The organism is Pseudomonas putida (assembly GCF_050990305.1).
Lineage (GTDB): Bacteria > Pseudomonadota > Gammaproteobacteria > Pseudomonadales > Pseudomonadaceae > Aquipseudomonas > Aquipseudomonas putida_AH.
The window spans coordinates 2,515,800-2,529,493 of the sequence record NZ_CP158817.1; the positions used below are offsets into that span (position 1 = coordinate 2,515,800).

Sequence of the window (13,694 nt, forward strand, 5' to 3'; positions counted from 1 at the left end):
GGGTAGCGAGCCACGGCTTCCAAGCCGGCTGGCGAAATAATTGATTTCGAGCCGGCATGACCAACACGCAACTTTTTTGCCAAAAGTGAATGGAACTCAGTAACGGCTCTACGCGACGTTTCCCTTGGCTGTCCGCGTTAAAGGGGGATGAGATCCGCGGGTCAAAGCCCTCGATGATGGGGGAATATCCCCCCCAATGCAGGGCGCGATCGTACGAGGTGTTTGGGCTAGGTGAAGTGGCCACTTTCTGAATGTATCAATGGCCGCTTGTGGGATTGTGTTGAAGTCGCAGGTTCTGTATCGCGGCGGTTAGCGTGAACTCATCGTTCGCGCCACTCATGCCACGCAATCGCAAGCGATCCCGTTTCAGGATGTGCTTGAGAAGGGCAAACAACATTTCGACCTTCTCACGCTCGTGGCTTCGCGTTGTCATGCCTGGGCAAAGTATGAAGTACCAGCGGCGTGGACGTCTGCCATGCCGCTGTATCTGGAGCCAGAAGCTTACTCAAGAACGCTTGGATCGCGGCGGATTTCCTCCCGAGCCATGGCTTCCCAGAGGAATGGGAAGCCATGGGTATCGGTGCGCTCTCCGGTTGCGAGCGCGACGCTGGCGGGCAACGGTGAGCCGCCACCCAGTGCTTCGACATGCCAGGCCAGACGGCAGCGCCACTCGAGTGTGATGGCGCGCAAATGTGCCTGGCGAATGCCGTTGGCCACCACCAGCACACCGTGGTTGGCAAGCAACGCCCATTTTTGCGTACCGAGAGCGTCCACGACGGCGCGGCCTCGTTCCGTGTCTTCAACCGTGCCCTGATACTCGTCATAGAGTACCGGGTCCGTGTCAACCAGGGCGGATGTCTGATCATAGATGGGTGGCGTGCGCCCGGCCGCCGACCACACGCCCCCCCATCGCGGATGGTTGTGGATCACCACGCCGACATCATGCCGGGCGGTGTGTACGTCAATGTGCAGGTTGATGGCCGGGGTGATGTTCCATTCGCCCTCGATTACCTTGCCTTGCTGATCGAGGCGCAGGATATCCGAGGCGGTCACTTCACCCCAGGTGAGTTCCCACGGGTTGGCCAGATAAGTGCCGTCATCCTGGCGAACGGTGATGTGGCCGGCGATGTGGTCGTTATAGCCCTCGCGATACAACACCCGACACAGCAATGCCACGGTCTGGTGGGGTGTCAATGGGGGCAGCAGCGCATAGCGCCCTGGCTTGGGGGCGTAGCGGGAGAGCAATTCCTTGTTCAGCGCATCCTTCAACATAGCGGTTTCCTCTTGAGCGACTGCCACAAACGGTGATTAACCAATCAATGAATTACGCGTGCAAAGACCCGCGAGCGAATACCGAGGTGCGTTGCATGCGCCGTTGGTGCGGTTGATAGTCCAGGATGGCGTTGTGAAGCACGCTACGGTTGTCCCAGAGCACCATGTCACCGACGCGCCAGCGATGGCGGAAGCCGAATTGAACGTGTTGGCAATGCGCATGCAGGTAGGCAAGGATGGCGTCGCCCTCGGGGATGGCCAGGCCGTCGATATGGGTGGTGTAGGTCGGGCTCAGGTACAGCGCCTTGCGACCTGTCACCGGGTGCTGAATGACCAGCGGATGCAAATGCCGCCGGTTCGCGTTGATGACCTCGAGATAGCGCTCGTGCGTGACGACGTTTTGGCGCAGCGCTGTCGTCATGGGGCCGTTCATGTCGTGCCAGGCGTTGAGGCCTTCGAGGTAGTGCTTCATGCGCTCGGACAGCGCGTCGTAGGCCGTGGTCATGCTGATCCAGCAGGTGTCGCCGCCACACGGCGGCAGGATCTGGGCGTGAGTCATGGTGACAATCGGTGGGCTGGGCAGAAAGCTCTCGTCGTGGTGCCACATATCCGCTCGATCGCCCAGCTTGGAATCGATCACGGTGATCTGTTCAAAGCCTTCACCCAGGTTGGGATAGAAGGTGTGCACTTCTGGCTCACCGAAATACCGTGCAATCGCCAAATGTTGCTCGGGCCTCAGCCCCGGGACGTGCAGTACGAGGGCTTCATGTTTGACCAGCGCCGCCTCGAGCGCCGCCAGCGTTTCTGGCAAAACGACTGAAGCCGGATCCAGATCAAGCACTTCGGCACCCAGGCTTGGGCCAAGCGGCTGAACGGTGAAAGATGAAGACATGGGCAATCTCCCGGTAGGGTTGGAAATCCGATCTTGGGGGGCGCATCACTACGCGTTTAGACGATGTCTGATCGACGAAAACGATCATACTCAGGTCGCGAAAGCTGAGATATTCGCATTCCAGAAGCAGCGAGTTATGCTGTTAACAGATTGATTTAATTGATTATTATTGAAAATTTAGCGCTTCGAAAAATGCACCACTCGGATTCCCATGTACAAGAAAGGCGATGAAACCGCGATGGGCCAAAAGTTTTCGCCGGAGCAGCTTCCGGCGTTACGCAAGCGCCCGACCCAGTCACGCTCTCGCGCACTCGTCGATGCCGTGGAGCAGGCGTGCCTAAGGATTTTGGATGAGGCTGGCGAGCAAGCGCTGACCGTCGCCCGCATCGCGGAAATATCTGGGGTTGCCGTCGGCTCGATCTACCAATATTTCCCCAGCAAGGACGCGATCGTTGCCTTGCTGTACGAGCGTGTGCTCGACGAGGAGTCCGAGGAGCTGCTGAGGGTGCGCGAAAGGCTGGTTGGCGTGCCGTTGAAATCGGCACTGCGAGATATCCTGGCCAACATCATCCGTGTCGAAACACGCCTGTTCAAACTGAACAAGGCCTTTCACTTGCGTTACCACTCCGCCCTTCACTTGGGAATGTGGCGCGGTCCTTACCACACGACAGGTGAGTTCATCGAAGCGACCTGGCTGCCGCTCCTGCATCTGTACAAGCATGAGATCACCACGGAGCACCCCGCCTTGGCGGCTTATTTGCTCGGACAGGGGCTGCGCAGTGTAATCCGGTCGGTATTGGAGGATATTCCGGTGCAGCTGGAAAACCCGGCCTTGCTCGACAGCCTGGTCGCCATGGCTGTCGGATGCCTGCGTCCATCCGCATTCGACTGACAGGCGGCCCTTACAGCAACAGAGCTTCGTCAAAATGCCCCTATGTTCCGTGATCAGCCGCCTCGTTCGCTCATCTGACTCGTTCGCAAACAGCGTTTTCAAAAATTACTGGCGATAACGTGAGTGCGCCGCCGTGCCGACTATGGGAGCAAGGGGGCGTGCCTTTTGTCGCGACATCTGCAGCCTGCATCAAAAACTTCGCGGTCTTCCTACAGGTATCTAAACTTGTCCGTACGTTCGCAATCGCCGGTTGATTCTGGAAGTTCGAGGCGAAGAAAAGAGCGGTAGGCATCGAGGTTCAACCTGGCGAGGAGGGAAGGCGATGAGAGTATTGCGATGGAGCACATTGGTATGGGTGGCATGGGTGGCCTTGGTGACGGCATCGGGCATGGCCCGCGCCGAAGGGGTTGCCATGATTACCGGCGAGCAATGGGTGCAGTCGACGGAGCAGCTAAAGAAGGTCTATCTCATCGGCATCGCCAACGCCTTCGAGGTGGAGGCAGCCTACTCTAAGGCGAAGCCACCGACGGATGAGCAGAGCCTGATCCCACGTTTCGCCAGGGGCTTGAAGGGCCAGACGCTCGACACCGTGCGCGAAAGGCTCAATCAGTGGTACGCCGCCAATCCCGACCAAGTGAAACGCCCTGTCCTTGAGACCATCTGGTTTGAGATGGTCTTGCCGGGTCTGAAGCAGAATAAGTAGCGGAGGTGAACATGAAGAGGGTTCTATTGTTTGCCGCAATCCTCACTGCAGCGAGCGTGATCGGTTGTACCTCGATGACTTCTCAGCAGCAGGGGACGGTGAGCGGTGCGGCCATTGGTGCTGCGGCTGGCGCTGGCATTGCCGCGATTTCCGGTGGCAGCGGATGGACGGGCGCCGCGATCGGCGCCGTTGCCGGCGGGGTTGCCGGCAATATCAGAGGTCGGCAGCAGAAGTAGACGGGCCGATCTGCGCCATGGTGAGGGTTTCGCTGTGAAACCTTGTCCGGAGAGTGTGTGCCTGCTCGTTTAACTTCCCGGGTGCAATTCAAATTGTGGGAGCGAGCCTGCTTGCGAAAGACTTTAACCGTGTGCATATCCGTTGCTGCGGTATTGGCCACTGGCGGCTGGGGGGTAGCCATTTCATTAGCGGGTCACTTGGAAGTTTTAACGCCGCCCGGCGCCAAGTAACCAAGCGCTCTGGCCCCTGACGTTCGGTGCCTCGCTCCTACGGGCGAACCGGGCGTTGCGGTGTGTCTGTCGAACCGCATCATCGTTCTTCGCCTGTAGGAGCCAAGCTTGCCGGCGAATCAGGCGCTGCGGTGTATCTGTCGAACCGCATCATCGTTCTTCGCGGGCAAGCCTCGCTCCTACGGGCGAACCAGGCACCGCGTTGTGTCTGTTAGTCCGCGTTATCGTTTTTCGCCCGTAGGAGCCAGGCTCGCCGGCGAATCAGGCGCTGCGGTGTATCTGTCGAACCGCATCATCGTTCTTCGCGGGCAAGCCTCGCTCCTACGGGCGAACCAGGCGCTGCGGTGTGTCTGTTAGTCCGCGTTATCGTTTTTCGCCCGTAGGAGCCAGGCTTGCCGGCGAACCAGACACCGCGGTGTGTCTGTCAGACCGCGTTATCGTTCTTCGCCTGTAGGAGCCAGGCTTGCCGGCGAACCAGACACCGCGGTGTGTCTGTTGATCCGCGTTATCGTTTTTCGCGGGCAAGCCTCGCTCCTACGGGCGAACCAGGCACTGCGGTGTGTCTGTCAGACCGCGTTATCGTTCTTCGCGGGCAAGCCTCGCTCCTACGGGCGAACCAGGCACTGCGGTGTGTCTGTCAGACCGCGTTATCGTTCTTCGCGGGCAAGCCTCGCTCCTACGGGCGAACCAGGCACTGGAGTGTGTCTGTCAGACCGCGTTATCGTTCTTCGCGGGCAAGCCTCGCTCCTACGGGCGAACCAGGCGCTGCGGTGTGTCTGTTGATCCGCGTTATCGTTTTTTCGCGGGCAAGCCTCGCTCCTACGGGCGAAGCAGGCGCCGCGGTGTGTCTGTCAGATCGCGTTATCGCTCCATGACATAGGTGCCCGGTGCGGGGCACAGGGGCGGGTATTTGCGTGAGCCGAGTTTCTTCGGCGCCGGCAGGCTGCCGCCAGAGCGTTGTCCGATCCATTCGCGCCAATGTGGCCACCAGCTGCCTGGCTGGCGTTCCCCGGCGTTCTGCAGCCAGTCTACCGGGGCCTCGGCGGCGGCAGGCGCTGCGTAGTAGAACGACTTGGGGTTGCCCGGCGGGTTCACCAGGCTCTGCAGGTGGCCGGCATTGGACAGCACATAGGTTGCGTCCTCGCCAAACAACCGCGCAGTGCCGTAGCAGCCCTGCCAAGGGGTGATGTGGTCGGTGGTGCCGCCCACTACATAGGCGCCCACCTTCACCTGGGTCATGTCGATCGACTCGCCGGCAATCTCCAGGGTGTCCGGGTTGCTGTAGGGGTTCTGCTGGATCAGGTCGAGGTAGTCCGCGTGCAATTGGGCGGGCAACCGCGTGGTGTCGTTGTTCCAGGCCAGGATGTCGAAGGCTGGCGGCTTGTTGCCCAGCAGGTAGTTGTTGACCCAGTAGTTCCAGATCAAGTCGTTGGGCCGCATCCAGGCGAACATGCGGGCCATGCCTTGGCCGCTCAGCACGCCCTTGCGCCGGGAGCTGGCCTTGGCCGCGCGCAGGGCGGACGGGGTGGTGAACAGCCCCAGGGTGGTGTCGTCCAGCGCCGAGGGCATGTCGAGCACGCACACGGCCCAGTTGGTGTTGGCCACTTTGTGGCCTTCGCCACGGGCCGCCAGCCAACCCAGATAGGCTGCCAGGGTGATACCGCCCGAGCAGGAGCCCCACATGTTCACGTCCGGGCTGCCGGTGATCCTGCGCGCCACGTCCACCGCCTGGTCCAGGCACAGCGCATAGTCGGACAAGCCCCAGTCACGGTGCTCGCGCGTGGGGTTGCGCCAACTGATGACGAAGAGGGTCACGCCGCTGTCCTGAATCCACTTGATCAGGCTCTTTTCCGGCGACAGGTCGATGGCGTAGTACTTGTTGATTTGCGGCGGCGACATCACCAAGGGCCGGGCATAGACGTTTTCGGTGGTGGGCGCGAACTGCAGCAGCTCGAACATCTCGTTGCGAAACACCACTTCGCCCTTGGCCGTGGCGATGTTTTCCCCCACTTTGAACGGTGTGCTGTCGACCTGTCGCGGGAGCCCACGGTTATTCACCATATCCTGGCCGAACTGGCGCATGCCCCTGGCCAGGCTCATGCCTCCGGTGTCCACCAGCTTGCGCAGCGCCACCGGATTGGTCAGCGGCGAGTTGCTCGGTGCCATGGCATCGGCCAGCAGCGCAGCGACGAACCGGGCTCGGCTCTTTTCCAGCGGGGCAAGGTCAGTGGATTCGATGAAACGGGTCAGTTCGCTTTGGCCGGCCAGATAGCTCTGCAGCAACGCGCGCAGGAAGGCGTTGGATTGCCAGGCCGGGTCGGCGAAGCGCTTGTCCTTCGGGTCCGGCGCGATGCTGGAATGACCGCGGACGATGCCGCGCAGCGACTTCAGGTAGCCACCCAGATGAGCGCCCGCTTTGAGCGGCGACTTGCCCACGGCCTTTAGCAGGTAGCCGGCCGAGCCGACCAGGTCAGCCGCGCGCACGCTGACCAGCGGATTGCCGGCCAGGGTCTGGTTGGCGGCCGTGCCGATCAGCTCTTGTTGCTGAGGGTTGTCCGGGAGATCGCTCTCTTTGCGTGCGCGGCGCTTTCGGCCGGTCGTCTGGGGACGTTGGGTGGAGGTTGCGGTCTCGCTCGTTCGGGTGGATCTGCTCATGTCGGCTCTCGTGTTTGCGGGCACGTTGTTGTTTTGCACCGACTCTAGGGCAGCAGCGGCGGCGACACCTACGCATCGCACGACAGCGAATTTTCATTTCATGACAAGGGAGTCATTGGCCGACGAGTTGAACCGGTGGGCAGTCAGTGGTCACACGGCACTGGCATCGTTTTCATGTTCATCGGCAAAGACCATGAGCACTTCCAGGTCGAGCAGGTCCAATTTTATCTGGGCGATGAAAGCGGAGAAGGCCAGGTTGGCGGCGAGTCGTCGCAGATCGCTGGCCCAGGCCGGTACATAGGTAGGCCCTTGGAGCCAGCCGGACTCGAATAGCGGCGCCAGGCGTACGGTATCCGCCAGGCTTAGGCGTCCGGCAAACAAATGCCCCACCAGTTCCGGTCGGTTGTCGCGGATCGCAATGCGCAGCAGGGTATGGACACCCAGCAAACCCGTCAGGTAGGCGGCATCTTTGGTAAACGCCGAGCCACCCCGCAGGTCGGCACCACGGAAGACCCGTTGGGTTGAGCGGAAGGACTCCTCTTGTGACTGGCCAGCGGCAAGAAAACCTTCGAATACCTGTATGAAGTCGGCGCCGTCCAGCGCTTGCTGGACCGCCAGCACGCGCAGGGCCAAGCGGCGCAAACGGTTAATGTCCATGCTGCCGGTGAACAGTTCGGCCAGGGTGGCAATGCCTTCCTGGGTTTGAGTCGTGCGGGGTGCGCCCAAGCCCAGGCTTTTGAGGTTGGGCTGAAGTGCGCCATTTTGCGCGGTCGCGACATGCACGAAGGCTTCGTGCTGCAATAACTGCTGCTTGTCCAGTTCAGAGAACAGCGCGCTGCTGCGCAGGCGTATGCGGCTCGCCCCGGCGATCGCCTTGGCGGCCAGGGTCGGGTCGAGCACGACGTTGACCCGGCCCTCACCGAAGAAACGGTCCAGTTCCGGCCGCATCCAAGCGGCGAAGGCCTCGGCCGGGATATCAGCCTGAGTCGGTGGAATCCGGGCGCCACCCAGCAGGGCGTCGGTGGTGGTGAGAAAGAAACGCGCCGCATCCAGCATGCTCAGTTGCTGCTTCGGATAATAGAAATCCGGACGTCGGTACAACGCGGATGAATATTGTGTAAAGGCGGGGGTGCCTATCGCCCCCAGCATGCGTCCGGCCGTGGCGTAGCTGCGCGCGGTCATGGCGAGATAGTTCCCGGCAGGATGCCCTTGATCGCAACGGCCGATAAACGCCTCCAGCGCGGCGATGTCGGCGCCGTGTTCACGAGGGCGCATGTCGACTCTGGGCAACTCTGCTTTCCCGTCACGCCAACGCGCCAGGAAGTCTTCCTCGACCCCATCCGGCCAGGACAGGGCATCCAGTACGCGGATCTTGCGCGCCAAACCGGGTAGGGCGGCGTCGAGTTCGGACAGGGGGGCACTGCGCATGGAGTCACCCTTAAAGGACGAGGTTCACTCGAAAAAGCTTAGCCGCTGCGTCCCTGCAGCGATGCCCCTCAAAGAAAGAAAACCCCCGGTTCGCCCCAGCAGATGACGACTGCCGGGCATTTCGTGCTGCGACACGTCCAGTATTTTTTTGGATCAACCATCGGTCGCCTTTTTCTTGCACCGCTTGAACCTGTGCGAAAAGAGGTCTAATTTTTCGATGTGGGAAATTTTCCCACGGACAAAAACCCCAAAAAATTTCATACCGATTTGGCGTTTCTCGCAGTACTGACCAGGAGACGGAAAATGCACATTCAAACGCTGTTCAAAAGGACTCTATTGGCGATGGCCATCGGTGGCGTGTTGTCGGCGTCCATCGTTCTGGTTCCAGATTCGATTTCCCATGACTCCAGCGCTTACGCCAAAGACGGTGGCGGCCACGGTGGTGGCGGCGGCGGTAGCGGTGGCGGTGGTGGTGGAAACGGAGGAGGCGGTGGCGGCGGTAATGGTGGAGGTGGTGGTGGAAACGGAGGCGGTGGCGGCGGTAATGGTGGAGGCGGTGGCGGCAGTGGTAGCGGTGGTGGAGGCGGTGGCCACGGTGGAAACGGTGGTGGAAGCGGCGGCGGTAGTGGCGGTAGCGGCGGTGGTAGCGGTGGCGGAGGCAGCCATGGTGGAAGCAGCGGCGGTAGCGGAAATGGCGGTAGTGGCGGCAGCAGCGGTGGTAGTGGCGGCCATGCTGGCACCGGCGGTGATCATAGTGGCAGCAGCCGTGGTGATGCAGGCCAGGGCCACAGCGGGGTTTCGAATTCAGGTCGTAGCAGCAACCATGCTGAAGCGGGCGATGATCACGGAAATCACGTTGGTGGAGAGCCTGGCGATGATCATGGCAATCATGTTGGTGGCGAACCCGGAGACGATCATGGCAATCATGTTGGCGGCGAGCTTGGAGACGACCATGGCAATCACGTTGGCGGTGAGCCTGGCCATAATCGTGGCAACCATGTGGGTGGCGAACCGGGCGATGACCACGGCGTTCATGTCGGCGGTGAAGCCGGGGACGACAACAGCAGGAGCTAAACGGCTCTGATGGGATCTCATGCAAAACCTTGGGGGCGGGTTTTGTATGAGGCGTGACCCAGCCTGCAAACGCCCCATGTAACGCACAAGCAGTGAGCGCTAGCAGTTATCCCTGGAAAAAGTGGGTACCGGCACGTATGGGAATTTTTCCCGCGTCGTTATACTGGGTTTATCTGTCAAGGAATGCGCTAAATGCAATCGCCCACATTACCTCCTTCTCTGTTAAGCGCTCTGCGGCGGGTCATGCGCCCGCTGGTGCGCCTGATGCTGCGCAAGGGGATCACCTATACGGTGTTCGCCGATTTGCTCAAAGAGGTGTTCGTGGATGTGGCGGATCGCGAGTTTCGCCTGGACGACAAGGTCCCGAGCGATAGCCGCATCAGCCTGCTCACGGGGGTTCATCGCAAGGACGTCCGGCGGCTGCGAAACGAGAGCGACACATCGGTCGCGGCGTTGCCGGAAAACATCACCTTAGGTGCGCAGTTGGTCTACGCCTGGACCAACTGCCAGCCTTTCTGCACAACAGCGGGTCTGGCATTACCGCTGCCGCGACTGGCCAGTGCCGGTGGCGATTGCTCCTTCGACGCCCTGGTGGCGAAAATCAGTACGGACATCCGCGCGCGGGTGGTGCTCGACGAATGGTTGCGCCTGGGGGTCGTGCGGCTCGATGAACAGGACTGTGTTCACCTTGAGGCCCAGGCTTTCGTGCCGCAAAAAGGTTTCGACGAAAAAGCAGCTTACCTGGGCCACAACCTGCACGATCATGCCAGCGCAGCGGTGCACAACCTGAGCGGGGAAGGCCAGCCTTTCTTCGAACGCAGCGTGCACTACGATGCACTGACACCGGTCAGCGTCGAGGCGTTGCGCGAGGCCGTGGCCAAGGAGGGGATGCAAACCTTGCTCGCGTTCAGTCGGCTTGCCGCAGACCTCGAAAACCTCGATTTGCCCAGTACCGAGCAACGTCAACGCATCACCATCGGACTTTATTTCTACACTGAGCCTACCGATCCCGATTCGTCGAAGACGCCTGCCCCATGATTTTCCTCAAGCGCTGCTTCAGTGCCGTCACTCTTGTCCTGGGTTTGAACCTGGTCATGCCCGCGTGGGTGGACGCCGCACCGGTCTGTGTCAGCCGCGATGAAGTGGGCATGTCGGGCGCATCGGGTATGCAGTTTCCCGGCGGCGTGGGGGGAACCGGCGCCAAGACCGGCGGCGTGGGTGGTACAGGCATCCAGAGCGAAAACGGTGGCGTTGGCGGCACCGGTGCACCGCTGCAACAGCGTCCAGGTGGCACCGGCGGTACGGGGGCGGTGGCGGTCGGCGTGGATGGCCCGCTCATTGATCACAGTAACGGTGGTGTGGGCGGCACGGGTGCACCGCTCCAGCGTCCGGGAGGAACGGGTGGCACCGGTATCGTTGGCACCATCACCGGATTTGCTTCGGTCTGCGTCAACGGCATGGAAGTGCACTACGGCAAAGACGTGCCCGTGAGCGAAAACGGCATCCCAGCCAGCAGCGCTCACTTGGCGATCGGTCAGGTGATCGCGTTGGAAGCGTATCCCACCAAGCGAGGCCTGCAAGCCGGACGCATCTCGATTCTGCATGCCTACGAAGGGCCGCTGACGGCATTGCCCAATGGTTCGGCGCCGTTGCGGGTCATGGGACAACCCGTGCGCCTTGCTCCGGGGGCACGGGTCGCTGAAGGGCTGCGTCCGGGCGAGCCGGTCCGGGTCAGCGGTCTGCGCAATGCCAATGGTGAAGTGGTGGCCAGCCGCATCGAACGCGCGCCGGGCCTGCGAGAAGCCAGCGCCATTGGCGCGGTAGACCGTACCGGCACCCTCCAGGGATTGAAACTGGGAACGCGCGTGGCGCCTGCGCAGGAAGTGCTGGTGCGTGGCCAGTGGTCTGGCCGTCAGTTGGAGGTCGCACAAAGCCGTCCCGACCCGAGCCTGCCTTTTGCCGGGCATGTGCATCAAGCGGTGATCGAAGGCCTGGTGCAGAGCCGGCAAGACCGACGCCTGGTGGTTGCAGGCTTCAATGTGACACTGGGACGCGAAACCGTGATTGCCGGCGAACAGCCCGGCACATTGGCCGTGGATCAGCGCGTTCGGGTCAGCGGGGTGTTCAGCGGCGGGCGTGAGGTGCGGGCAACCCGTGTCGAGTTCCAGGTCGAGCGCGTTGACAACTCGGGCAGGGGGCGCATGGAGCGCAGCAGCGATCAAAGCGCGGATGGCTCAGGCAGTACCAGCAATGGCAGCAATGGCAGCAATAACAGCGGACACGGTGGGCGCGATGCAAGCCCACGCAGTGAAAGCAGTGGTGATAGCGGCGCAGATAACCACGGCTCCGACCGTAGCGACAGCGGGAAGTCTGAAACGGTGGACACGTCTGGAAAATCGGAACACGTCGACAGCGTGGAGAAGTCCGAGAACGAGAGCAATAGCGGGCGCAGCGGCAAAATCGAGAAAGACGAGCGGCCTGAAAAGGTCGAGAAGGTTGAAAAAGCCGAGAAGGTAGAACGACCTGAAAAGGTCGAGAAAGTCGAGAAAGTGGAGCGGCCTGAAAAGGTCGAGAAGGTCGAGAAAGTGGAGCGCCCTGAGAAGGTCGAGAAAGTCGAGAAGGTGGAGCGGCCTGAAAAGGTCGAGAAAGTCGAGAAAGTCGAGCGTCCCGAGAAGGTAGAGACGGTTGAGCGACCTGAAAAAGTAGAGAAAGTCGAACTGCCCGAAAAAGTGGAGAAAGTCGAAAGGCCTGAGAAGGTAGAAGTGGAAAAAGTGGAGAAAACCGAAAAAGTGGAACATCCGGATCGATCTGGCCGCTAGATTCAAGCGGTACGACGATTCTACAACCGGTAAATAAGCTACTAGGCTGGGTACGTTCACTCACACTTCTCAACAGGACTTTGAGGTGAAGATGAGACCCATGCTTCCTCTTTTTGCCGGCTTGTTGGCAAGTTTTGCCGTGCCGGCCCCGGCCGATACCTTCAGCACGGCCATTGGTCTGGACTATTCAAGCGGCGACTATGGCACGGGCACCACGTCGGAAATCTGGTACGTCCCGGTCGTGGGAAAGTATGAAACCGGTCCCATGACCTATAAGGTCACCATCCCCTGGTTACGCATCACCAATCCCGAAGTCGGTCCCGAAGGCGACCCGTTGCCCGGTGGTTGCAGGGATGTGGAAAGTGGCATGGGCGATACGGTCGCCAGCGCAGGTTATGCCTTGCTCGATGGCAGTGAGGGGGGCGTTTTGCTGGATTTGATCGGCAAAATCAAGTTCCCCACGGCGGATGAAGACCAGTGCCTGGGCACCGGCAAAACCGACTATACCGCTCAAGTTGATATCGCCAAGGCGTTCGGTCGGGTGACGGGCTTTGGGACGCTGGGGTGGAAAAAGTTCGGTGATCCACCTGACACCAATTTCGACGATCCGATATTTGCCACCCTCGGCTTTGCCTTTCCCGTGGCCGCACGCACTACGGCGGGTGCCTCCTACGACTGGCGGCAGAAAGTCGTCTCCACCGGTTCGCAAATCCAGGAGTTCACCCTGTTCCTCACGCACAAGCTCAACCACGAGTGGAAGGTCCAACTGTACGCGGTCAAGGGCTTTTCTGACGCAAGCCCGGACGCCGAGGGGGGGATGGTGCTGTATCACATGTTTTAGCGGCCGGCGTCGCCCTGGCGCCCATGCGCCGCATCCGCCAGGTGCCCGGTATCGACCCGAACGAACACCGAGTCGCCTACTGCCGTGAGCACGTCGCCTGCGTAAACCTCGCAAATGACGCGGGTTTTGCGTCCGACTTCGCCTTGCACTTTTGCCCGCAGAGTCAGCGGCACGCCCATCGGTGTTGGCTTGATGAACTTGATGCCCAGATTGCCAGTGACACAATTGATGCGGGGCAGGCTGGCGACATCGCGCTGTTCGGCGCGGTAGTGATACGCCATTACCGTCCAGTTGGAATGACAGTCGACCAGCATCGCGATCAGGCCGCCGTACACCAGATCCGGCCAGCCGCAATACTTGTCATCCGGCACGTGGTCGGCCACGACATGCTCGCCGTCTTCATGCCAGTAACTCTTGATGTGCAACCCATGGGGATTGCTGCTGCCGCAGCCATAGCAAACGCCATCCGGCGCGGCGGTGTCTTGCAGGGAAGTGTCGCAGGTGGTCATGCCTGATCATCCTATGTAGGCGCGAGCTTGCTCGCGAAAAGCGGCTGGGCAACGCGATTATTCAGGAGGCTAACGTTAACGTTAACGTCCATCGCGAGCAAGCTTCGCTCCTACGGTCTTTTCCAAACGAACGCATCCCCCT

At 60.8% G+C, this 13,694-nt stretch carries 12 protein-coding genes and 1 pseudogene; 7 read left to right on the plus strand and 6 right to left on the minus strand.

What is annotated here, in order from left to right; all coding sequences use genetic code 11:
• Positions 1 to 256: 256 nt before the first annotated feature.
• From ABTV22_RS11675 to ABTV22_RS11685, 3 genes and pseudogenes are all read right to left on the minus strand, one after another.
• Positions 257 to 415, minus strand: a pseudogene (locus tag ABTV22_RS11675) (IS5/IS1182 family transposase); the annotation flags it as partial.
• A gap of 86 nt (positions 416 to 501) precedes the next feature.
• On the minus strand, positions 502 to 1,272 hold the full coding sequence (locus ABTV22_RS11680; RefSeq protein WP_433740252.1) for a class II aldolase/adducin family protein: 771 nt from the start codon (positions 1,270 to 1,272) through the stop codon (positions 502 to 504).
• A gap of 52 nt (positions 1,273 to 1,324) precedes the next feature.
• Entirely contained in the window at positions 1,325 to 2,164 is an 840-nt protein-coding gene (locus tag ABTV22_RS11685) for a TauD/TfdA dioxygenase family protein (protein ID WP_433740254.1), read from the minus strand.
• 211 nt (positions 2,165 to 2,375) lie between these two features.
• On the opposite strand from ABTV22_RS11685, the gene ABTV22_RS11690 reads away from it, so the two are divergent.
• From ABTV22_RS11690 to ABTV22_RS11700, 3 genes are all read left to right on the plus strand, one after another.
• Positions 2,376 to 3,056, plus strand: a complete 681-nt coding sequence (locus ABTV22_RS11690; protein ID WP_433740256.1) for a TetR/AcrR family transcriptional regulator — start codon at positions 2,376 to 2,378, stop codon at positions 3,054 to 3,056.
• Positions 3,057 to 3,378: 322 nt separating this feature from the next.
• Complete coding sequence (locus ABTV22_RS11695; protein ID WP_433740258.1) at positions 3,379 to 3,759, plus strand: hypothetical protein; 381 nt, start codon at positions 3,379 to 3,381, stop codon at positions 3,757 to 3,759.
• An 11-nt stretch (positions 3,760 to 3,770) separates the two neighbouring features.
• Positions 3,771 to 3,995 carry a YMGG-like glycine zipper-containing protein gene (locus ABTV22_RS11700; protein WP_433740260.1) on the plus strand — a complete coding sequence of 75 codons (225 nt, stop codon included), beginning with the start codon at positions 3,771 to 3,773 and terminating at the stop codon, positions 3,993 to 3,995.
• 1,092 nt (positions 3,996 to 5,087) lie between these two features.
• On the opposite strand, the gene ABTV22_RS11705 is transcribed toward ABTV22_RS11700, so the two are convergent.
• Both ABTV22_RS11705 and ABTV22_RS11710 read right to left on the minus strand, forming a co-directional pair.
• On the minus strand, positions 5,088 to 6,881 hold the full coding sequence (locus ABTV22_RS11705) for an alpha/beta fold hydrolase (RefSeq protein ID WP_433740261.1): 1,794 nt from the start codon (positions 6,879 to 6,881) through the stop codon (positions 5,088 to 5,090).
• Positions 6,882 to 7,031: 150 nt separating this feature from the next.
• Positions 7,032 to 8,309 carry a flavohemoglobin expression-modulating QEGLA motif protein gene (locus tag ABTV22_RS11710; protein WP_433740262.1) on the minus strand — a complete coding sequence of 426 codons (1,278 nt, stop codon included), beginning with the start codon at positions 8,307 to 8,309 and terminating at the stop codon, positions 7,032 to 7,034.
• A 303-nt stretch (positions 8,310 to 8,612) separates the two neighbouring features.
• On the opposite strand from ABTV22_RS11710, the gene ABTV22_RS11715 reads away from it, so the two are divergent.
• The 4 genes from ABTV22_RS11715 to ABTV22_RS11730 all read left to right on the plus strand — a co-directional run bounded on the left by ABTV22_RS11715 (position 8,613) and on the right by ABTV22_RS11730 (position 13,043).
• Complete coding sequence (locus ABTV22_RS11715) at positions 8,613 to 9,383, plus strand: hypothetical protein (RefSeq protein ID WP_433740264.1); 771 nt, start codon at positions 8,613 to 8,615, stop codon at positions 9,381 to 9,383.
• Positions 9,384 to 9,575: 192 nt separating this feature from the next.
• The gene (locus ABTV22_RS11720; RefSeq protein ID WP_433740266.1) at positions 9,576 to 10,421 is read left to right on the plus strand and encodes a DUF6502 family protein; all 846 of its coding nucleotides are present in this window, start codon (positions 9,576 to 9,578) and stop codon (positions 10,419 to 10,421) included.
• Positions 10,418 to 12,202: a DUF5666 domain-containing protein gene (locus ABTV22_RS11725; RefSeq protein ID WP_433740268.1), complete on the plus strand. Its 1,785-nt coding sequence runs from the start codon at positions 10,418 to 10,420 to the stop codon at positions 12,200 to 12,202. Before ABTV22_RS11720 ends, ABTV22_RS11725 begins: the two co-directional genes overlap by 4 nt.
• A gap of 91 nt (positions 12,203 to 12,293) precedes the next feature.
• Entirely contained in the window at positions 12,294 to 13,043 is a 750-nt protein-coding gene (locus tag ABTV22_RS11730) for a hypothetical protein (RefSeq protein WP_433741371.1), read from the plus strand.
• Here the strand turns inward: ABTV22_RS11730 and ABTV22_RS11735 are convergent.
• Positions 13,040 to 13,552 (minus strand): PaaI family thioesterase, encoded by a 513-nt coding sequence (locus ABTV22_RS11735; RefSeq protein WP_433740270.1) that lies wholly within the window; start codon positions 13,550 to 13,552, stop codon positions 13,040 to 13,042. The two genes, ABTV22_RS11730 and ABTV22_RS11735, sit on opposite strands and share 4 nt — an antisense overlap.
• Positions 13,553 to 13,694: the final 142 nt, after the last annotated feature.

Coding starts and splice junctions, on each gene's coding strand:
- ABTV22_RS11690 (WP_433740256.1), top strand. CDS start 2,376: ATGTACAAGAAAGGCGATGAAACCGCGATGGGCCAAAAGTTTTCGCCG.
- ABTV22_RS11695 (WP_433740258.1), top strand. CDS start 3,379: ATGAGAGTATTGCGATGGAGCACATTGGTATGGGTGGCATGGGTGGCC.
- ABTV22_RS11715 (WP_433740264.1), top strand. CDS start 8,613: ATGCACATTCAAACGCTGTTCAAAAGGACTCTATTGGCGATGGCCATC.
- ABTV22_RS11685 (WP_433740254.1), bottom strand. CDS start 2,164: ATGTCTTCATCTTTCACCGTTCAGCCGCTTGGCCCAAGCCTGGGTGCC.
- ABTV22_RS11700 (WP_433740260.1), top strand. CDS start 3,771: ATGAAGAGGGTTCTATTGTTTGCCGCAATCCTCACTGCAGCGAGCGTG.
- ABTV22_RS11725 (WP_433740268.1), top strand. CDS start 10,418: ATGATTTTCCTCAAGCGCTGCTTCAGTGCCGTCACTCTTGTCCTGGGT.
- ABTV22_RS11735 (WP_433740270.1), bottom strand. CDS start 13,552: ATGACCACCTGCGACACTTCCCTGCAAGACACCGCCGCGCCGGATGGC.
- ABTV22_RS11710 (WP_433740262.1), bottom strand. CDS start 8,309: ATGCGCAGTGCCCCCCTGTCCGAACTCGACGCCGCCCTACCCGGTTTG.
- ABTV22_RS11680 (WP_433740252.1), bottom strand. CDS start 1,272: ATGTTGAAGGATGCGCTGAACAAGGAATTGCTCTCCCGCTACGCCCCC.
- ABTV22_RS11705 (WP_433740261.1), bottom strand. CDS start 6,881: ATGAGCAGATCCACCCGAACGAGCGAGACCGCAACCTCCACCCAACGT.
- ABTV22_RS11730 (WP_433741371.1), top strand. CDS start 12,294: ATGAGACCCATGCTTCCTCTTTTTGCCGGCTTGTTGGCAAGTTTTGCC.
- ABTV22_RS11720 (WP_433740266.1), top strand. CDS start 9,576: ATGCAATCGCCCACATTACCTCCTTCTCTGTTAAGCGCTCTGCGGCGG.